This window comes from Sphingomonas baiyangensis (assembly GCF_005144715.1).
Taxonomy (GTDB): Bacteria; Pseudomonadota; Alphaproteobacteria; order Sphingomonadales; family Sphingomonadaceae; genus Sphingomonas; species Sphingomonas baiyangensis.
Genome location: NZ_SWKR01000002.1, coordinates 1,646,877 through 1,664,216 on the forward strand (window position 1 = coordinate 1,646,877; position 17,340 = coordinate 1,664,216).

General features: G+C 67.7%; 21 protein-coding genes. 9 read left to right on the forward strand and 12 right to left on the reverse strand.

Annotation, left to right across the window (positions count from 1 at the left end):
* Window positions 1-23: 23 nt before the first annotated feature.
* From FBR43_RS11215 to FBR43_RS11225, 3 genes are read left to right on the forward strand one after another with little or no spacing between them, the layout of a single operon-like run.
* A complete protein-coding gene (locus tag FBR43_RS11215; protein ID WP_249276553.1) occupies window positions 24-1,520 on the forward strand; it encodes a M23 family metallopeptidase in 1,497 nt (498 codons plus the stop codon).
* 46 nt (window positions 1,521-1,566) lie between these two features.
* Window positions 1,567-2,790, forward strand: coding sequence for an alkaline phosphatase family protein (locus FBR43_RS11220; protein ID WP_136943205.1), 1,224 nt, complete (start codon window positions 1,567-1,569; stop codon window positions 2,788-2,790).
* Between the two features lie 41 nt (window positions 2,791-2,831).
* Entirely contained in the window at window positions 2,832-3,284 is a 453-nt protein-coding gene (locus FBR43_RS11225) for a MaoC family dehydratase (RefSeq protein ID WP_136943206.1), read from the forward strand.
* 32 nt (window positions 3,285-3,316) lie between these two features.
* Here FBR43_RS11225 and FBR43_RS11230 read toward each other — a convergent pair whose 3' ends face one another.
* The 5 genes from FBR43_RS11230 to petA form a co-directional block, all read right to left on the reverse strand.
* Window positions 3,317-3,910, reverse strand: a complete 594-nt coding sequence (locus FBR43_RS11230; protein WP_136943207.1) for a hypothetical protein — start codon at window positions 3,908-3,910, stop codon at window positions 3,317-3,319.
* A 120-nt stretch (window positions 3,911-4,030) separates the two neighbouring features.
* Entirely contained in the window at window positions 4,031-4,570 is a 540-nt protein-coding gene (locus tag FBR43_RS11235; RefSeq protein ID WP_136943208.1) for an adenine phosphoribosyltransferase, read from the reverse strand.
* A 75-nt stretch (window positions 4,571-4,645) separates the two neighbouring features.
* Window positions 4,646-5,476: a cytochrome c1 gene (locus tag FBR43_RS11240; RefSeq protein WP_136943209.1), complete on the reverse strand. Its 831-nt coding sequence runs from the start codon at window positions 5,474-5,476 to the stop codon at window positions 4,646-4,648.
* A gap of 15 nt (window positions 5,477-5,491) precedes the next feature.
* Window positions 5,492-6,802: a cytochrome b gene (locus FBR43_RS11245; protein ID WP_136943210.1), complete on the reverse strand. Its 1,311-nt coding sequence runs from the start codon at window positions 6,800-6,802 to the stop codon at window positions 5,492-5,494.
* Window positions 6,803-6,812: 10 nt separating this feature from the next.
* On the reverse strand, window positions 6,813-7,388 hold the full coding sequence (gene petA, locus FBR43_RS11250) for a ubiquinol-cytochrome c reductase iron-sulfur subunit (RefSeq protein ID WP_136943211.1): 576 nt from the start codon (window positions 7,386-7,388) through the stop codon (window positions 6,813-6,815).
* A 196-nt stretch (window positions 7,389-7,584) separates the two neighbouring features.
* On the opposite strand from petA, the gene FBR43_RS11255 reads away from it, so the two are divergent.
* From FBR43_RS11255 to FBR43_RS11265, 3 genes are all read left to right on the forward strand, one after another.
* Window positions 7,585-8,040, forward strand: coding sequence for a tRNA (cytidine(34)-2'-O)-methyltransferase (locus FBR43_RS11255; protein WP_136943212.1), 456 nt, complete (start codon window positions 7,585-7,587; stop codon window positions 8,038-8,040).
* 64 nt (window positions 8,041-8,104) lie between these two features.
* On the forward strand, window positions 8,105-8,947 hold the full coding sequence (gene hemF / locus FBR43_RS11260; protein ID WP_136943213.1) for an oxygen-dependent coproporphyrinogen oxidase: 843 nt from the start codon (window positions 8,105-8,107) through the stop codon (window positions 8,945-8,947).
* A gap of 4 nt (window positions 8,948-8,951) precedes the next feature.
* Window positions 8,952-9,542 carry a GNAT family N-acetyltransferase gene (locus tag FBR43_RS11265; protein ID WP_136943214.1) on the forward strand — a complete coding sequence of 197 codons (591 nt, stop codon included), beginning with the start codon at window positions 8,952-8,954 and terminating at the stop codon, window positions 9,540-9,542.
* On the opposite strand, the gene FBR43_RS11270 is transcribed toward FBR43_RS11265, so the two are convergent.
* Together FBR43_RS11270 and FBR43_RS11275 are read right to left on the reverse strand one after the other, a co-directional pair.
* A complete protein-coding gene (locus FBR43_RS11270) occupies window positions 9,515-10,240 on the reverse strand; it encodes a hypothetical protein (RefSeq protein ID WP_136943215.1) in 726 nt (241 codons plus the stop codon). The two genes, FBR43_RS11265 and FBR43_RS11270, sit on opposite strands and share 28 nt — an antisense overlap.
* Window positions 10,237-11,076: a hypothetical protein gene (locus FBR43_RS11275; protein ID WP_136943216.1), complete on the reverse strand. Its 840-nt coding sequence runs from the start codon at window positions 11,074-11,076 to the stop codon at window positions 10,237-10,239. Before FBR43_RS11275 ends, FBR43_RS11270 begins: the two co-directional genes overlap by 4 nt.
* 102 nt (window positions 11,077-11,178) lie before the next feature.
* On the opposite strand from FBR43_RS11275, the gene lipB reads away from it, so the two are divergent.
* From lipB to FBR43_RS11290, 3 genes are all read left to right on the forward strand, one after another.
* Window positions 11,179-11,835, forward strand: coding sequence for a lipoyl(octanoyl) transferase LipB (gene lipB, locus FBR43_RS11280; protein ID WP_136944176.1), 657 nt, complete (start codon window positions 11,179-11,181; stop codon window positions 11,833-11,835).
* 91 nt (window positions 11,836-11,926) lie between these two features.
* Window positions 11,927-12,217 (forward strand): hypothetical protein, encoded by a 291-nt coding sequence (locus FBR43_RS11285; protein ID WP_136943217.1) that lies wholly within the window; start codon window positions 11,927-11,929, stop codon window positions 12,215-12,217.
* Between the two features lie 182 nt (window positions 12,218-12,399).
* Window positions 12,400-13,125, forward strand: coding sequence for a hypothetical protein (locus tag FBR43_RS11290; protein WP_136943218.1), 726 nt, complete (start codon window positions 12,400-12,402; stop codon window positions 13,123-13,125).
* Between the two features lie 19 nt (window positions 13,126-13,144).
* Here the strand turns inward: FBR43_RS11290 and queE are convergent, their stop codons facing one another.
* The 5 genes from queE to argF form a co-directional block, all read right to left on the reverse strand.
* Window positions 13,145-13,777 (reverse strand): 7-carboxy-7-deazaguanine synthase, encoded by a 633-nt coding sequence (queE, locus tag FBR43_RS11295; protein WP_136943219.1) that lies wholly within the window; start codon window positions 13,775-13,777, stop codon window positions 13,145-13,147.
* The gene (gene queC / locus FBR43_RS11300; protein WP_394344030.1) at window positions 13,774-14,457 is read right to left on the reverse strand and encodes a 7-cyano-7-deazaguanine synthase QueC; all 684 of its coding nucleotides are present in this window, start codon (window positions 14,455-14,457) and stop codon (window positions 13,774-13,776) included. Before queC ends, queE begins: the two co-directional genes overlap by 4 nt.
* Before the next feature lie 234 nt (window positions 14,458-14,691).
* Window positions 14,692-15,057, reverse strand: coding sequence for a DUF3617 domain-containing protein (locus tag FBR43_RS11305; protein ID WP_136943221.1), 366 nt, complete (start codon window positions 15,055-15,057; stop codon window positions 14,692-14,694).
* 154 nt (window positions 15,058-15,211) lie between these two features.
* Window positions 15,212-16,135: an Hsp33 family molecular chaperone HslO gene (gene hslO / locus FBR43_RS11310; RefSeq protein WP_136943222.1), complete on the reverse strand. Its 924-nt coding sequence runs from the start codon at window positions 16,133-16,135 to the stop codon at window positions 15,212-15,214.
* A gap of 138 nt (window positions 16,136-16,273) precedes the next feature.
* Complete coding sequence (gene argF, locus FBR43_RS11315) at window positions 16,274-17,197, reverse strand: ornithine carbamoyltransferase (RefSeq protein ID WP_136943223.1); 924 nt, start codon at window positions 17,195-17,197, stop codon at window positions 16,274-16,276.
* Window positions 17,198-17,340: the final 143 nt, after the last annotated feature.

A 17,340-nucleotide genomic window follows, 5' to 3' on the forward strand; every position in this document is an offset into this window, starting at 1 on the left:
CACGAAACGGGGCGGCACTTCACTTGTTCTTGCGCAGCGAACACGGTCTGGTCGAAGGCGGCAGCGCGTCCGCCGCCAGCTTCGGGCGCGCGCTCGCTACCGCACCGGCGCCGGGGTGGCGCGAGAAGCTCGCGCAGCTCGATCTCGTCACCGATCTCGGCAGCCAGATCGGCTCGCGCAGCTGGTTCCGCGGCGCCGCGACCTGCACTGCGCTGTGCACCATCACGCTGCTGTTGTCGCCGGGCTTCGAACGCCCGATCCACGGCTATGCGCCGCCGCCTGCCGCCGCCGATCGCGACGAGCTGGCGTCACAATCGATCATGCCGCTGGCCTATGGCGCCACCACCGGCCGGCGCATGGGCGCGAACGAGCTGGTGCGCGTACTGCCTGACACGCCCGAACGCCCCATCCTCGAAATGAACGCCACGCTGGGCGCGGGCGACGGCCTGCGCCGCGCGCTCGAACGCACCGGTGTGGGGCGCGGCGAAGCCGAGCGCGCCGCTGCGCTGGTCGACGGCGCCGTCGGGCTCGACAATCTGGGCGCGGGCACACGGCTCGACGTGACGCTGGGGCGCCGGGCGACCAAGGACGTACCGCGCCCGCTCGAAAAGCTCACCTTCCGCGCGCGCTTCGATCTCGCGCTCGAGCTTGCGCGCATGCCCGATGGTCTGGCGCTGCGGCGCATTCCCATTGCGATCGACAATACGCCGCTGCGCGTGCGCGGGCGCGTGGGATCGAGCCTGTATCGCTCGGCACGCGCGGCGGGTGCGCCCGCCAAGGCGGTGGAAGCATTCATCAAGTCGATCGCAACGCGCGTGCCGATGTCGCGGATCGGCAGCGACGACGAATTCGACCTGATCGTCGAGCAGGCGCGTGCCGAAACGGGCGAGGTGCGGCTGGGCAAGCTGCTCTATGCCGAGGTCGACCAGGGCGAACGCGCGGTCAAGCTGGTGCGCTGGGAAGCCGATGGCCGCACGCAATGGTATGATCCCAAGGGCGTCGGCGAGCGCCACGGCATGATGCAGATGCCGGTATCGGCGCGCATCTCGTCGGGCTTCGGCTGGCGGCGCCATCCGGTGTTGGGCTTCCGCCGGCTGCACAAGGGCATGGATTTCGCGGCGCCCCATGGCACGCCGATCCGCGCCGCCGCCGACGGCAACGTCGCCTATGCCGGCCGCAACGGCGGCTACGGCAATTTCGTCAAGCTCACGCACGGCCAGGGGCTGGCGACGGGCTATGGCCATATGAGCCGCATCGCGGTGCGATCGGGCACGCGCGTGAGCAAGGGCGACGTGATCGGCTATGTCGGCTCGACCGGCCTTTCGACCGGCCCGCACCTGCATTACGAATTGTGGCGCAACGGCGCGCCGATCAATCCGACCTCGGTTTCGTTCTCGACGGTCGACCGGCTGACGGGTGGCGACCTTTCGCAGTTCCGCTCGCTCGTTTCGCGGCTGATGGCGGTGCCGGTGGGCGCCGCGCGCAAGGCCGAAACCGAAGACGCCGCACAGGCCGAATAGCCGCGCTGTCACATAACTGCCGCATCACGCCAGCATAGCACCGGCGATGCGTATCCCCGTCGTGATGCTCGCCGCGCTGCTCGGCGCGTGCACCCCCACCCCGCGCCCCGCCGTCGCCCCTACCGCTCCCGCCGCCGAGGCGCGTGCGCCGGTGACGATGCTCGTCTCGATCGACGGGATGCACCCCGATTATCTCACGCGCGGCGTGACGCCCACGCTGTCGCGGCTGGCGGCAGAAGGCGTATCGGGCAGCCTCCAGCCTTCCTTCCCCACCAAGACCTTTCCCAATCACTATACGCTCGTCACCGGGCTGCACCCCGATCGTCACGGCATCGTCGCCAACCGCTTCGAGGATAGCGAGCGGCCGGGCGAGGTGTTCACGATGGCGACGACCGATCGCTTCTGGTGGGACCAGGGCGAGCCGATCTGGGTCGCCGCCGAGCGCGCGGGCATCCGCACCGCGACGATGTTCTGGCCCGGATCGAACACCGATGTCGCGGGCCAGCGGCCGAGCGACTGGCAGCAATTCGCGCAGGCGTTGCCCGAGGCCAACCGCGTCGATGCCATCGTCGACTGGCTGCGCCGGCCGGCGGCGACGCGCCCGAAGCTGCTGACGCTCTATTTCGATACCGTCGATACCGCGGGACACCGCTTCGGCCCACAGTCGGCGGAAGTCGATGCAGCATTGGCCGAGGCCGATCGCCAAATTGGACGGCTGCTTGCCGAGCTTGCCGCGATGGGTCAGCCGGTGAACCTCATCGTCACGTCGGACCATGGCATGGCCCCGGTTTCGGCCGAGCGCGTGATCGACCTCAATGCGGCGATGGGCGGCGAGGCCAATATCCGGCTGGTCGAAGATGGTCCCTATGCCGCCTTCCACGCGCAGCCCGGCCGCGCTGCGGCAGTCGAGGCACGGCTTGCGGGGCCGCATCGGCACATGCAGTGCTGGAAGAAACAGGCGCTGCCGGCGCGCCTCGCCTATGGGCGCAACCCGCGCGTACCGCCCTATCTGTGCATCGCCGAGAGCGGCTGGACGATTCTGGGCCAGCCGCCGCGCTACTCCATCGCGGGCGGCGCACATGGCTATGACAATGCCGATGGCGCGATGCGCGCGGCCTTCGTCGCGCATGGGCCGGCGTTCGCGCCGGGCACGCGCGTCGAGGCGCGCAGTGTCGACGTCTATCCGCTACTGCGCCAGCTTGTCGGACTGCCGGCGGCGCAGGGGCGCGACGGATCGATGGTGGCATTCATCCCGACGCTGCGGAAATGACGCGGCTGGACAGCGACCGGTAGTCGATTACAACCGATCGCATGATCCATTACGAAGATCTCGTGCTCGGCCAGCAGGCGTCGTTCGGGCGCTATGAAGTCACGCGCGAGGAAGTGCTCGACTTCGCTCGGAAATATGATCCGCAGCCGTTTCACCTCTCCGACGAAGCTGCGGCCAAGACGCATTTCGGGCGGATGTCGGCCAGCGGATGGCATACCGCTTCGATGACGATGGCGATGTTCGTCGCGCATCTGCAGGCACATCCGCAGGCGTCGCTCGGCGCCGCTGGGATCGACGAGCTGAAGTGGCTGCGCCCCGTCTATCCGGGTGACGTTCTGCGCTGCGAGACCGAGTTGCTCGACAAGCGCGTATCGGCGAAGCGGCCGGGCATCGGACTTACGCGATCGCGCATGACGACGTTCAATCAGGATGACGAGGCAGTGCTCAGCTTCGTCGCCAACGGCATGATCGCGGTGCGCGAACCGGCGGTGTGATGCGGGGCGCCCATGTGGGCGCCCCTGCAAACTCAGCGAGGTCGGCGGTTGCCACGGAAACCGCGCTGACCGCCACGATTCCAGTTCTGCCGCACCCCGCGATTCTCGCGCCGTAATTGGCGGCGGTCCTGACGAAACTCGCGATTATAGGCGCGCCGATCGGCACGACGCTCGGCGCGGAACTCGGGGCGCGTCACCTGCCCCTGACGGAATGCGCGCCGGTCGGCCCGCCGATCCTGCCGGAACGCGCGATTGTCGATGCGTCGGTCGCGCTGGAAGCCGCGCCAGTTGGCGCGGATGTCGCGGTTCGGCCCGCGCCATGCTTGTCGACGTCCCTGCCAGTAGCGCTGCTGCGCCCCGTTCCAGCGAAATGGCCGGCGATACTGGTCGTACACATAGATGCCGGTGCCGGGATAATAGAAGCCGTCGTTCCAGCCCCAATAGGGATTGCCGAAAGCGCCACCGCCGAAGCCGGCACCATAGAATCCATTGTCGTAATAGCCGGGGCCATAGCCTACCCCCAACCCGCCGCCACCATAGCCGAAGCCGTCATTATAGCCGCAGGCGGTGAGGCTGAAGCCGGCGACGATCGCCAGCCCGGCGGCGCGAATGCGCGAAAACATCATGCTGAACCTCCTGAATACGCGGAGTGAAGGCTCAACGTTGCCGAACGGCGGTGAACTCGCGCTGAACCCGGTATCCGATGCCAACGGCGGGCAGGCCGACTTGGTTCCGCGACGAGCCGTTCAGTGCCCCGCGAAGGCGACGAGGCTGTGCACCCGAACGCCGTCTTCGGCGAGCGCATGGGCGCCGCCCAGATCGGGCAGATCGACGACGAACGCCGCCTGCTGCACGATCGCGCCGGCCTTGCGGATCAGCCGCACCGCGGCGCGAGCGGTGCCGCCCGTGGCGATGAGGTCGTCGACGAGCAGCACGCGCGCGCCCGGCGCGCAGGCATCGGCGTGCATCGCGATCCGGTCGGTGCCGTATTCGAGCGCATAATCCTCGGCGATGGTCGCGCCGGGCAGTTTGCCGTCTTTGCGGATCAGCAGCACGCCGGCACCGAGCGCGAGCGCGAGCGCCGGTGCGAACACGAACCCGCGCGCCTCGATGCCCGCGACCAGATCGATCGGCCCTTCGACCGCCGCCGCCATCGTCTCGACCGAAAGCCGGAGCCCCGCGGGATCGAGCAGCAGCGTGGTGATATCGCGGAACTGGATGCCCGGCTTGGGAAAGTCGGGGATTGTGCGGATCAGCGCGGCGATCTGCGCGGCGGCCTCGGGCATGGCGGTTTCCCCATAAAAAAGGCCCCGGCTTCCAGTGCAGGAAGCCGGGGCCGGTGTAAGGTCGTCAGGCAGCGATCAATGCTTCTTGTCGCGCCAGATCGTCTTGTACGATCCCCAGGCGAGCCCAGTGAAGATCAGGATGAACAGCACCGACGCAAGGCCGGCGGTATGGCGTGCAGCCAGCTTGGGCTCGGCAGTCCAGACCAGGAACGCCGCGACGTCCTTGGCCATCTGATCGACCGTGGCGGGCGTGCCGTCGGCATAGGTCACCTGGTTGTCGGCCACCAGCGGCGGCGCCATGGCGAGCGCCAGCGTCGGGAAATAGGGGTTGTAGTTCAGGCCCGGCGAAACCTGGAACTCGGGATATTTCTGCGTCACCTCAGCGGGTACCGTGGGCTGATATCCGGTAAGCAGCGAATAGACATAGGCCGCACCGTCGTGCCGTGCCTTCGTCATCAGCGAAAGATCGGGCGGGATCGCGTTGTTGTTCGCGGCGCGCGCAGCGACCTCGTTGGGATAGACCAGCGGGAAGCGGTCGGCAGCCACGCCGTCACGCGTCGCAGCCTCGCCGGTGTCCGGATTGACCGACGGAACCTGATAGTCGTCGGCGATCGCCGCGACCTCGGCTTCCGAATAGCCGAGTGCCGCCAGATCGCGGAACGCGACGTACTTCAGCGAATGGCAGGCGGCGCACACTTCCTTGTACACCTGGAAACCGCGCTGGAGCTGCTGGTTGTCGAACTTGCCGAACACGCCGTTCGAGGCGAGGTCGAGCTTCTTGGGATGTTCGTGAAACTCGTGCTCGGCGGTTTCGGGCTGCGCTTCGCTGGTCAGCGTGCCGAACAGGCCAAGCACCAGCACGAAGGCGAAACCGAGCCCGATGAGCGGGGCGATGATGCGGATCATGATCGGTGTCGGTCCTTATTCGGCAGGCTGCGGGCTGTGTGCTTCGGGAATCGCGGTTTGCGACGGGCTGGTGCCGCCCTTGCCCTTGAGCACGGCCTCGGTGATCGAGTTGGGCAGCGGGCGCGGACGCTCGGCCGCCGACACGATCGGCAGGATGACCAGGAAGTGGAGGAAGTAGTAGGCAGTGGCGATCTGGCCGATCAGCACGTTGCCGTTGGTCGCCTCGGCGCCGCCGACATAGCCGAGCACCAGCACGTCGAGCGCGAGCACGATCAGGAACCAGCGATAGGTCGGACGGTAGTTCGACGAGCGCACCGGCGAATTGTCGAGCCAGGGCAGGAAGAACAGCAGCAGGATCGAGCCGAACATCGCGAGCACGCCCCACAGCTTCGCATCGAGGATGAAGTCGGCGGTGAAGCTCTTGAGGATCGCGTAGAAGGGCAGGAAATACCATTCGGGCACGATGTGCGCCGGCGTCGAGAGCGGGTTGGCCTCGATATAATTGTCGGGATGACCCAGCATGTTGGGCGCGAAGAACAGGAAGCCCGCGAACACCAGCAGGAAGATGCCGAGCCCGAACCCGTCCTTGGCGGTGTAATAGGGATGGAAGGGCACGGTATCCTGCTCGCCCTTCACCTCGACGCCGGTCGGGTTGTTCGAGCCAGGAATGTGCAGCGCCCAGATGTGCAGGATGATGACGCCGGCGATGACGAACGGCATCAGATAGTGGAGCGAGAAGAAGCGGTTGAGCGCCGCGGCATCGGGCGCGTAGCCGCCCAGCAGCCAGATGCGGATCGGTTCGCCCACCAGCGGTATCGCGGAGAAGAAGCCGGTGATGACCTGCGCGCCCCAGAAGCTCATCTGGCCCCATGGCAGCACATAGCCCATGAATGCGGTGGCCATCATCAACAGGAAGATGACGACGCCGAGCAGCCACACCATCTCGCGTGGCGCCTTGTACGAGCCGTAATAGAGGCCGCGCGCGATATGGATGTAGACGACGATGAAGAACATCGAGGCGCCGTTGGCATGCGCATAGCGCAGGAACCAGCCCGCCGGCACGTCGCGCATAATGCGCTCGACCGAGAAGAAGGCCGTGGTCGCATCGGTCGAATACTGCATCGCCAGCACGATGCCGGTGACGATCTGGATGGCGAGCGCGGCACCCGCCAGGACGCCGAAATTCCAGAAATAGTTGAGGTTGCGCGGCACCGGATAGCCGGCACCTACGGCGTTGTAGACGAGGCGGGGGAAGGGCAGACGTTCGTCCACCCACTTCATGACCGGCGACTTCGGCTCGTACTGCTTTGCCCAGGGGAAGCTCATGGCCTAATCCTCAACCCACCAAGATCGTCGTATCGGACGTGAATTCATAGTCGGGCACCGCCAGGTTGGTCGGTGCGGGGCCGCTGCGGATGCGGCCGGCAGTGTCGTAGGCCGAACCGTGGCAGGGGCAGAAATACCCGCCGAACGCGCCCTTGTTCTCGCCCTCGCCCGCGCCCAGCGGCACGCAGCCCAGATGCGTGCAGACGCCGAGCGTAACCAGCCAGTTGGCCTTGCCTTCCTTGGTACGCTCGGCGAGCGTCTGCGGGTCGCGCAGTTCGCTCAGTGGCGTCGCGTCGGCCGCGGCGATTTCCTGCGGGGTCAGATTGCGAACGAACAGCGGCTGCTTGCGGAACGTCGCCTTGACCGACTGGCCGGGCTGGATCGCCGAGAGATCGACCTCGGTGCTCGACAGCGCCAGCGTATCGGCGGCAGGACTCATCGAGTTGATGATGGGCAGCACGATCGCGCCGGCACCCACGCCCGCGAACGCCACCGCGCCGATCGACAGATAATCGCGGCGGCGCGGATTTTCGAGCTGCTCGCCTGACGACTCGCCCGGAGGAACCGCACTATCGACCGTTGCCATGCCTAAACCCTTGAAAAACGACCTTCCTGGCGGCGGTCGCAGCAATCGACCACACTCCAGGTGCAGTCGCCGCGCGGGCACGCCGATGCGCCGGACGGGCCGGACGCCGTGGCCTGATAGACGCGGCTGCGGCATTTTGCCAACACCCCTTTTGGCCCATAAGCGCACCTGCCCTTGCGGCCGATTGGAAAGCCCCATGCGTATCGCCCTGTTCCAGCCCGATATTGCGGGCAATGTCGGCACCATCCTGCGCCTCGCGGCGTGCATGGACGTGGCCGTCGACCTGATCGAGCCGATGGGTTTTGCCTGGGGCGAACGGGCGCTGCGCCGCGCGGGCATGGATTATGCCGATGCCGTGCGCGTCGCGCGCCATGCCGACTGGGACGGCTTCGTGCGCACGCTGCCCGGCCGCATCGTGCTGGCGACCACCAGGGGCGCGGAGCCGCTCGGCGTCGCGCGGTTCGCGGCCGACGACACGCTGCTGTTCGGCGCCGAAGGATCGGGCGTGCCCGATTTCGTGCACTGCCGCGCCGATCTGCGCGTGCGCATCCCGATGCGCAGCGGCATGCGCTCGCTCAACGTTGCGGTGTCGGCGGCGATGCTGCTCGGCGAGGCGCTGCGCCAGACCGGGGGGTGGCCGGAGGCCGGCTGACGCGGCATCCGCCGTCGCCCGGCGTAGCTTCCCCTCCCCGCGCCGCCACGCTACACCTCGCGCCATGCAGCCGCTCGACCCCCAGCAAACCGCCGCCCGCACCTGGTTCGAGAGCCTGCGCGACCGCATCTGCGCCGCGTTCGAGGCCATCGAGCGCGAAGCCGGATCGGACGCGGCATTCGCCTATACCGCTTGGGACCGCATCGATCCCTCGGGCGAGCCTGGCGGCGGCGGCGTGCGCGGGGTGATGAAGGGGCGCGTGTTCGAGAAGGTGGGCGTCAACGTCTCGACCGTCGGCGGCACCTTCGAGGGCGACTTCGCCAAGTCGATCCACGGCGCAGGCGACAACCCGCGCTTCTTCGCGACCGGCATCAGTCTCGTCGCGCACATGGCCAATCCGCATGTGCCCGCCGTGCACATGAACACGCGCTACCTGTGCACCACCAAGCGCTGGTTCGGCGGCGGCGCCGATCTCAACCCGCCCCTGCCCTATGCCGAGGATACCGAGTTTTTCCACGCGCGCTTCCGCGAGGCGTGCGACGCGCACGACCCGGCCTATCATCCGCGCTTCAAGCAATGGGCCGACGACTATTTCTTCATCCCGCATCGCGGCGTGCATCGCGGCGTCGGCGGCATCTTCTACGATCATCTCGACCATGATTTCGACGCCGACTTCGCCTTTACGCGCGATGTGGGCGAGGCGTTTCTCGCGGCCTATCCGCCCATCGTGCGGCGGCGCATGGCGAGCGGCTGGACGCCCGACGAGGAGCGCGAGATGCTCGCCTGGCGCGGGCGCTATGCCGAATTCAACCTCGTGCATGATCGCGGCACGCTGTTCGGCCTCAAGACCGGCGGCAATATCGACGCGATCCTGATGAGCCTGCCGCCGCGCGCGATCTGGGAATAGCGCCATGGGGCTGACGCCGGTGCCGCCCGGCCATGTCGCGGCGGTGGTCACCGCTCTGACGATGACCGAGCGGCCGCGGCCGCGTCCGTTCCCCGATGCGCCACTGTCGCTGGTGCGGTGGCAAGCACCGCCCAGCGACCGCTATCGCACCCTGTTCGCGCGCGTGGGCGCGCCGTGGCTGTGGTTCTCGCGCCTCGCGATGGACGAAGCGCAGCTGCGCGCGATCCTCGACGATCGGGACGTCGCGGTGTTCGCGGCGACCGATCGGAAAGGCGTCGAGGTCGGGATGCTCGAGCTCGATTTCCGCACTGCCGGCGAGGGCCTGATCCAGTATTTCGGACTGGTGCCCGAACTGACGGGCCGCGGCCATGGCCGCTGGCTGATGGCGCATGCGCTGGCGCAGGGCTGGCGCGAGGGCGTCGAGCGCATGCGCGTGAACACCTGCACGCTCGACCATCCGCATGCGCTCGGCTTCTACCGCGCGCAGGGCTTCGCGGTGGAGAGCCGCGTGATCGAGACCTTCGCCGATCCGCGCCTCACGGGGCTGCTGCCGCCCGACGCCGCGCCTCAGATCCCGCTGCTAAGCCGGCGATAGACAACGACCTTCACCAGCAGCGTCGCGACCGAGGCTGCTGCGGTCGCCATCGCCGCGACGAGATTGAAGCCGATCGTCGAGACGGGCGAGCCGATGCCCGCCTCTGCCACGGCCTGTTCCATGCCGCCGGCCAGCACGACCACCGCCTGCCCCACGACGAAGATCATCGCGGCGATGGCGAAGAACAGCCAGCCGCGCCGCCGCGTCAATGCGAACGATCGACTGATCGCCGCCACCGGGCCGATCGGCCCCTCGGCGACGATCGCGGGCGTGACGAGAAAGCAGCGGCCGATCAGGTACAGCGCAGGCACGATGACGATCGCGCCGACGAACACCATTGCCCACACCGCGATGCTGGCGATGACCACAAGCGGCAGCAGCGCCAGCGCGCCGCGCAGCGCCTGCGCCAGCGTTGGGCGCGGGCTGCCCAGGAACAGCGCGAGGATGACGGTGGCGCCGTAGAGCTGCATCAGATTGGCTGCGAGGATCGCCGGCGCGTTGGCGAGCGCATAGGCGACGAGCGCCTCGGTGGTCATGGCCGAGCCATCGGCCGCGACCGGATCGGGCTGCGGCAACAGCAACAGCATCGCGAGCGCGGGCAGCATCAGGAACAGGCCTGCCAGCGGCGCGAGCAACGGGCGTTCGGCACGCCACAGCGCTCCCGCCTCGGCCAGCAGCGTGGCGGGCGCCAGCGTCATGCGAAATCGTCGGCAAGCGTCTCGGCGGGCGCGAGCGCGACATAGAGCTTGGCGACGAACACCGCCTGCAACACGCTCAGCACCGTGCCCACCGCGGCGATCGCCGCCGAGGTCAGGATCGCGCCGACGCTCAGCGTTCCCTCGCTGCCGCCGAGGATATAGGCGATCGCACCGAAGGCGGCGCCCACCGCCATCGTGGCGACGAGCGTCACGATCGCATAGAGCAGCAGCACGCCGACGATGCGCAGCGCATGGCCGCGCGTGAGCGCGAAGCTGCGGGCGATCGCGCCGATGCCGCGCCGTTCGGCGACGACGACGGGCGTCAGCACCGCCAGCCTTGCGACGATCCACAGGCCGATCGGGATCATCGCGAGCACATAGATCATGATCGCCACCGCCGTTCCCACCGACAGGTCGGGCATGGCTGGCGGCGTGCCGGCGGGCAGCGCGGCGGCGGCTTCGAAATCGAAACCCGCAACGCCGAGGATCGCCACCAGCGGCAGCACCAACAGCATCGCGCCGATCAGGAGCAGCAGCGTGACGCCGACGAGCGGCAGCACCCGCTCGGTCGCGAGCGCGGCGGCGCTGCGCCCGCCGGGCGCGATGACCAATGCCGCGAGCGCCGCCGATGCCCAGAGGCTGACCAGCATCAGCAGCAGCCCGGCGAGCGAGGCGAACATCCGCGCGAAAGCGCCGAGCGTGGGTGCGACGGTATCGATCAGCCCGCTCGCGAAAGTGGGCAGGAAGATCGCGAGGATCGCAATCGGCGCGATGGCACCGGCGCGCTCGCTCACGAACGCGGTGGTGCGATCCCAGACGTTGCTCATCTTGACCATGTGACGCATCCCCCGCACTTGCCGTCGTCGAGAGCGTTAGCTGCGCCGTCATGCCAAGGGAAGCCGTGCGTGTCCGATGAGTTGATTCCGCCCGTCGCCGGGATGCGCGATGGCGTCGAATGGCGCGTCGAACAGGCGCTGCTCGCCTATCCGATCGCACTCACCGCGATGGACGCGCGTGCAGCGGCCATTCGGGCGGGCAGCGCCGCCGAACTCATATGGCTGCTCGAGCATCCGCCGCTATACACCGCCGGCACCAGCGCCGAACCGGCCGAGCTGATCGATCCGCGCTTCCCCGTGCACCGCTCGGGCCGTGGCGGGCGCTATACCTATCACGGCCCCGGCCAGCGCGTGGGCTATGTGCAGCTTGACCTTGCACGTCGCGGCCGCGACGTGCGCGCCTATGTCCATGCGCTCGAAAGCTGGGTGATCGCGACGCTCGGCGACCTGGGCATCGCGGCCTATGCCGTGCCCGAGCGCATCGGGATCTGGACCCGCGACGGAGGGCACGAGGCCAAGATCGGCGCGATCGGCGTGCGCGTGCGGCAATGGGTGACGATGCACGGCTTCTCGGTGAACCTGTCGCCCGATCTCGCGCATTTCGGCGGGATCGTGCCCTGTGGGCTGGCCGATTTCGCGGTGACGAGTGCGGAGCAGCTGGGAAAAACGATCGCGCCTGCAACTTTCGACGCAGCCCTCGCGTTACGATTTCCTGCGTTTCTGCGTGCCTTGTCGAATCATGGCAATTTCAAGGCTTGAGGCAAGCCTTCTAAACCTCTAATGTCCACCACGGTTTGGGTATTAACGGCCAGCCAAGGCCAGCCAAATCCTTTTTTCTAGGGAGCTCTAAATGCGTGCACTCATCTCCAAGGTCGTCACGGGTTCGATGATCGCCAGCGCCGCCCTGCTGGTTTCGGCTTGCGCCGAGACCACCGAGACCACGACCGACAACACCGTCGTCACCGACCTGAACACCACCGATCCGATGATGGACGGCACGATGACCGACAACATGACCGCCGTCGACGGCGCCATGATGGGCAACGACGCCATGATGATGAACGACACGATGATGTCGAACGACATGATGATGTCGAACGACATGATGATGTCGAACGACGCGATGGCGAACGGCATGTAATTGCGCCTCCGCACCAATCGGCGCGGAAGCTGGCAATAAGCCGACAGGGGCCGTCCGGGAAACCGGGCGGCCCTTGTTTTTGGCGGCGTCCGCGCACGCTGCGGCGAAAAACGCCTTGGGGATCGCGCCAAAAGCCCTTAACCATCGCCTGTACGCTCGCGGGTGGGCGGTTCGAGAGGGTAATGAACGTGTTGCGTCTGGTTCTGGGGATCGCCGCGGTTGCGGTGGCGACGATTGCGGCCGCGCCGGCCCAAGCTCAATTCTATTTCAAGTCGAAGGATCTGCGCGGCGAGCGCGTGACGGGCGCCGAGCCCGGCATCGTCGGGCAGGCCTTGCCCGGCGCCACGCCCGAGGAACAGCGCGCGGCGCTAGTCTGGAACCTGCGCGCCGCGCTCAACGTCGCCGCGCTGCAATGCCAGTTCGAGCCGACGCTGCTGACGCTCTCCAACTACAATGCGATGATAAAGGATCATGAAGCCGAGCTCGCCGCGAGCTTCACGACGCTGGGCAAATATTTCCGCCGCACGAGCGACAGCGTGAAGGCCGGCCAGACCGCGCTCGACCAATATGGTACGCGCGTCTATTCGGGCTTCTCGACCGTCGCGGCGCAGCGCATCTTCTGCCAGACTTCGGGTCGCATCGGCCAGGACGCGCTGTTCACGCCGCGCGGCCAGCTCCATGACCTCGCCGCTACGCGGATGCGCGAGCTGCGCAATTCGCTCGTGCCCTGGGGCGAGCAGCAATTCCCCGGCGGCGGCTACGCGTATCTGCTTACCGCCGCGCCGCAGCTGCCCGCGCTCGGCAACCCCGATTGCTGGCGCAAGAACATCTGGCAGGACCAGCGCTGCGGGCCGGTCTATCATCGCATGGCGGCGGTGCCCGCCGATACGAGCGTAGCGACGCGCTGATCCTCGTCCGGTCGACGCGTCAGCGCAGGCCGAGCAACTTGTGCGTCTGCAACGACAATCGCCAGCGCGGCCGCTCGAGCACAAAACGCGTCGCCGCCGCGACATTGGCATCGGCATCGGCATCGTCGAGCGGCTGTACCAGCAGATGCGCGAAGTCCCAGCCTTCATAGGCATCGGGATCGCTGCCGGCCTGCGGCCAGACCAGCTTGAGCTCGTCACCGGTGCGCTGCACCACCTCGCTCCCGGCCTTGGGACTGATGCATACCCAATCGAGGCGTGGATGCGCGGGCAGCGTGCCGTTGCTCTCGATCGCGATCTCGAAGCCCGAAGCGTGCAGCGCATCGACCAGCGCATCGTCGACCTGCAACATCGGCTCACCGCCGGTCAGCACGCAGAAGCGGCGCTCGCCGCCCGCGCCCCATGCCGCTTCCACCGCATGCGCAAGCGCCGGGGCATCGGCGAAGCGCCCGCCGCCATCGCCATCGACGCCGACGAAATCGGTGTCGCAGAAGCGGCAGATCGCGTGCGCGCGATCGGCCTCGCGGCCCGACCAAAGATTGCATCCGGCAAAGCGCACGAACACCGCGCGCCGCCCGGCATGCACGCCTTCGCCCTGCAACGTCAGGAACAGTTCCTTGACCGCGTAGCTCATGGCTGCGCCGCGTACACCGTAGGATCGGCCAGCCCCGCCTCGGCATAGCCGCGCGCGCGCAGCCGGCAACTGTCGCACAGCCCGCAATGCACGCCGCCGGGCGCGGGATCGTAGCATGACCAGCTCATGCCGGCGTCGAGCCCGAGCCGATCGGCCTCGCGCGCGATATCGGCCTTGCTCATCGATTGCAGCGGCGCGTGGATGCGAAACGGCGCGCCCTCGACGCCGGCCTTGGTCGCAAGCTCGGCCAGCCCCTCGAACGCGGCGATGAATTCGGGCCGGCAATCGGGATAGCCCGAATAATCGAGCGCGTTGACGCCGATGAACAGGTCGCGCGCGCCTGCCGCCTCGGCCCAGCCGAGCGCGAGGCTGAGGAAGATGGTGTTGCGCGCGGGCACATAGGTGACGGGGATGCCCTCGCCCACGCCGTCCTTGGGCACGGCGATATCGGCAGTGAGCGCCGAACCGCCGAACGCCGAGAGATCGAGCGGCAACACGACATGCCGCACCGCGCCGAGTGCAGCGGCGATCCGGCGCGCCGCCGCCAGCTCGATCTGATGGCGCTGATTGTAATCGATCGACAGCGCCAGCAGCGTGAAGCCCTGCTCGCGTGCGATCGCGGCGGATACCATTGAATCAAGACCGCCCGAGACGAGCGCGACGGCGAGGCGTGGAGTCATGTGCATTCCGAAAAAGGATTGGGCGAAGACGCCGGTCGCGCCCGGCCCTATCGCCGCTGCCGCAGCGGTACAACATCAAGCGGCGGCGCTCAAAGAACAATGGACCGCTCCGGGTTCGGAACGGTCCAGGTTCATGGCCTATACTTCAAGCCAGGGAGCCGTGCCCAAGGGGAGGCACGAAGACTGGTATATCCCATGGCAGGTAAACGCCGGCTGAACGCGATGCGGTTTCGCTCAGGTGGTACCGCAACTCCCCGTGCGGCGTGCCTCGATGCGCGTCTCGAACGGCAACCCGCCCGCAAGACCCTGCGTGGTGATGCGGATGAGGCGCGGCGTCTCGATGGTGATGCTGGTGCGGCCATGGCCGGCACCGGCGCAGGTGTAATGCACCGTGCTAAGCCGCGGCGCGTCCTCGATCACGAAGCGCGAGCACGACCCCGCCGTCGCGTGCCGCAATTGCAGCAGCGTGCGCGGATCGGTCACGCACATGCTGCGGCTCGTCCCGTCATCCATGTCGCGCAACTGCCAGCGCCCCGGCTCGATCTGCGCGAGCGCGCGCAGCGATGGTGCCTGCGCACTGGCGGGCAGCACGACAGCCATCAGCGCAAGCGCACCCGCGACAGCAAGCCGCGGCCATGAAGCCCCGTCCATCGGTTCCGAACTCCGCTACAGGATGCGCCGCCGCCTTCCCCAGTCGGCGCCGACGCGTTGCCTTTTATCATGTGGGGCGCCGCCGCTTCACTTACAATCGCGTTCAGCCGGAGATCGCCGCACTGTCGGCGGGGACGGGAAACTTGGTCGAGCAGAACGCGCAGTCGACGGTAATCATGCCGTCGGCATCGGCCATCTCGGCGCGCTCCTCCGCCGGGAAACGCGCGAGTACCGAGCGGACATAGTCGGCATCGCAACGGCATCCGCGCGTGAGCGTGGTGGCGCCCAGCACGCGCACTTCGCGCTCCTCGTTGAACAGGCGCCAGATCAGCGTCTCAAGCGGCAGCGCGGAATCGGCCAGCTCGTCGCTGCCCATCGTCGCGGCGAGCGATTCGACATGGTGCCATTCGGGATGGTCCTGGCGCACATGCAACCGCTCGCGCCCCTCCTCGCCTTCGGGCAGATGCTGCACGAACAGGCCACCCGCCACAAGCCGGCCGTCGGGCGCACGCTGCGTGCCGAGCTGCACGAAGCTCGGTATCTGCTCGGACTGCGCGAAATAGGCCTGTGCTGCCTCGGCAAGCGTATCGCCGTCGAGCGGAACGATGCCCTGATAGCGCTCGCCGGTGGTCGCCTGGTCGAAGGTGAGCGCCAGATAGCCCTTGGCGAACAGCGCGTAGAGCGAGGGATTGGCGCCGAGTTGCGCCAGTCGGTCGGCATCGAACTGCACATAGCCGCGCAGCTCGCCGCCCTTGTAGTCGCACACCATCAGCCCGACGATGCCGCCCTGCGTCTGCGCCTGCAATGTCAGCTGGCCGCCGGCGTCCTTGAGCGTCGCACCCAGCAGCGCCGTCAGCGTCAGCGCCTCGGCGAGCAGCCGCTCGATCGCCGGCGGATAGGCGTGCGCCGACAGGATCGCGTCGAGCACGGGCCCGAGGCGCGCGATGCGCCCGCGGGCATGGCGATCGGGAATCGTGAAGCCGAGTGCGCGATCGGTATCGGCAACGGATGAAATGGGATCGGACATAAGCACCGTTCGGGCTGAGCGTGTCGAAGCACCGTCCTACCTCTTTCCAACCCAGTGAAAGAAGTGCGGCCCTTCGACAAGCTCAGGGCGAACGGAGTTTTTTGACGAGGACGCGAAATAGGGTTGCGCGCGCGCCGTTCAACCCGTCGCGATCTGCCCGAAGCACCAGCGCAGGATCGCCTTTTGCGCGTGGAGGCGGTTCTCGGCCTCGGCCCAGATCAGCGATTGCGGACCGTCGATGACGTCGGCCGACACTTCCTCACCGCGATGCGCAGGCAGGCAGTGGAGGAACCGTGCCCCCGGCTTGGCCGCCGCCATCAGCGCGCCGTCGACCTGATAGGGCAGCATCGCCTTCAACTTCTGCTCGGCATGCTCCTGCCCCATCGAGATCCAGGTATCGGCGACGATGACGTCGGCGCCTTCCGCCGCCTCGCGCGGATCGGCGACGCAGCGCGCGCGCCCGCCGCCGCGTGCGAGCACATCGTCGGGCGGCTGATAGCCCTGCGGACACGCGGCGACGACGTCGAAATGCATCAGCCCGCCCGCCTCGACGATCGAGGCAAGCACGTTGTTGCCGTCGCCTAGCCAAGCCACCTTTAGCCCCGGCAGCGCCATCCCCGCCTCAAGGATGGTCTGGAGATCGGCGACGATCTGGCAGGGGTGCGAGAGGTCGGTCAGCCCGTTGATGACGGGGACGCTCGCATATTCGGCCATCTCGACGAGCTTGGCGTGATCATCGGTGCGCACCATGATGGCGTCGCAATAGCCCGAGAGAACGCGCGCGGTGTCGGCCACGGTTTCGCCGCGTCCCAGCTGGCTCGTCGCGGCGTCGAGCACCAGCGCGCTGCCGCCCAGCTGGCGCATGGCCATGTCGAAGCTCACGCGCGTGCGCGTCGAGTTCTTCTCGAACACCATCGCCAGCACATGGCCGGCAAGCGGCGCATCGGCGTCGGGCGCGCCCTTGGGCTGGCCCTCCCGCGCCGCCTTGCGATCGATCGCGTCGGCAAGGATGGCGGCGAGCCCGTCAGGGCCGGCGGACGACAGATCGAGAAAATGGCGCATCTAGGTTCCTCCCCACGCAGTGGGGAGGGGGACCGCCGGCGCAGCCGGTGGTGGAGGGGGGACGCCCCGCACGCACCGGCTCTTTTGTGGCGATCCCCCTCCACCATGCTTCGCATGGTCCCCCTCCCCGTGCCGGGGAGGAT

What these genes read in the sequence shown, in the direction of transcription:
- hemF (WP_136943213.1), top strand. Translation starts at nt 8,105, where the DNA reads ATGCAGCCGCTCGACCCCCAGCAAACCGCCGCCCGCACCTGGTTCGAG.
- lipB (WP_136944176.1), top strand. Translation starts at nt 11,179, where the DNA reads ATGCGCGATGGCGTCGAATGGCGCGTCGAACAGGCGCTGCTCGCCTAT.
- queC (WP_394344030.1), bottom strand. Translation starts at nt 14,457, where the DNA reads ATGACTCCACGCCTCGCCGTCGCGCTCGTCTCGGGCGGTCTTGATTCA.
- FBR43_RS11290 (WP_136943218.1), top strand. Translation starts at nt 12,400, where the DNA reads ATGAACGTGTTGCGTCTGGTTCTGGGGATCGCCGCGGTTGCGGTGGCG.
- FBR43_RS11275 (WP_136943216.1), bottom strand. Translation starts at nt 11,076, where the DNA reads ATGGTCAAGATGAGCAACGTCTGGGATCGCACCACCGCGTTCGTGAGC.
- FBR43_RS11270 (WP_136943215.1), bottom strand. Translation starts at nt 10,240, where the DNA reads ATGACGCTGGCGCCCGCCACGCTGCTGGCCGAGGCGGGAGCGCTGTGG.
- FBR43_RS11255 (WP_136943212.1), top strand. Translation starts at nt 7,585, where the DNA reads ATGCGTATCGCCCTGTTCCAGCCCGATATTGCGGGCAATGTCGGCACC.
- FBR43_RS11265 (WP_136943214.1), top strand. Translation starts at nt 8,952, where the DNA reads ATGGGGCTGACGCCGGTGCCGCCCGGCCATGTCGCGGCGGTGGTCACC.
- FBR43_RS11235 (WP_136943208.1), bottom strand. Translation starts at nt 4,570, where the DNA reads ATGCCCGAGGCCGCCGCGCAGATCGCCGCGCTGATCCGCACAATCCCC.
- FBR43_RS11240 (WP_136943209.1), bottom strand. Translation starts at nt 5,476, where the DNA reads ATGATCCGCATCATCGCCCCGCTCATCGGGCTCGGTTTCGCCTTCGTG.
- FBR43_RS11225 (WP_136943206.1), top strand. Translation starts at nt 2,832, where the DNA reads ATGATCCATTACGAAGATCTCGTGCTCGGCCAGCAGGCGTCGTTCGGG.
- FBR43_RS11230 (WP_136943207.1), bottom strand. Translation starts at nt 3,910, where the DNA reads ATGATGTTTTCGCGCATTCGCGCCGCCGGGCTGGCGATCGTCGCCGGC.
- queE (WP_136943219.1), bottom strand. Translation starts at nt 13,777, where the DNA reads ATGAGCTACGCGGTCAAGGAACTGTTCCTGACGTTGCAGGGCGAAGGC.
- FBR43_RS11285 (WP_136943217.1), top strand. Translation starts at nt 11,927, where the DNA reads ATGCGTGCACTCATCTCCAAGGTCGTCACGGGTTCGATGATCGCCAGC.
- FBR43_RS11305 (WP_136943221.1), bottom strand. Translation starts at nt 15,057, where the DNA reads ATGGCTGTCGTGCTGCCCGCCAGTGCGCAGGCACCATCGCTGCGCGCG.
- FBR43_RS11245 (WP_136943210.1), bottom strand. Translation starts at nt 6,802, where the DNA reads ATGAGCTTCCCCTGGGCAAAGCAGTACGAGCCGAAGTCGCCGGTCATG.
- FBR43_RS11220 (WP_136943205.1), top strand. Translation starts at nt 1,567, where the DNA reads ATGCGTATCCCCGTCGTGATGCTCGCCGCGCTGCTCGGCGCGTGCACC.
- hslO (WP_136943222.1), bottom strand. Translation starts at nt 16,135, where the DNA reads ATGTCCGATCCCATTTCATCCGTTGCCGATACCGATCGCGCACTCGGC.
- petA (WP_136943211.1), bottom strand. Translation starts at nt 7,388, where the DNA reads ATGGCAACGGTCGATAGTGCGGTTCCTCCGGGCGAGTCGTCAGGCGAG.
- argF (WP_136943223.1), bottom strand. Translation starts at nt 17,197, where the DNA reads ATGCGCCATTTTCTCGATCTGTCGTCCGCCGGCCCTGACGGGCTCGCC.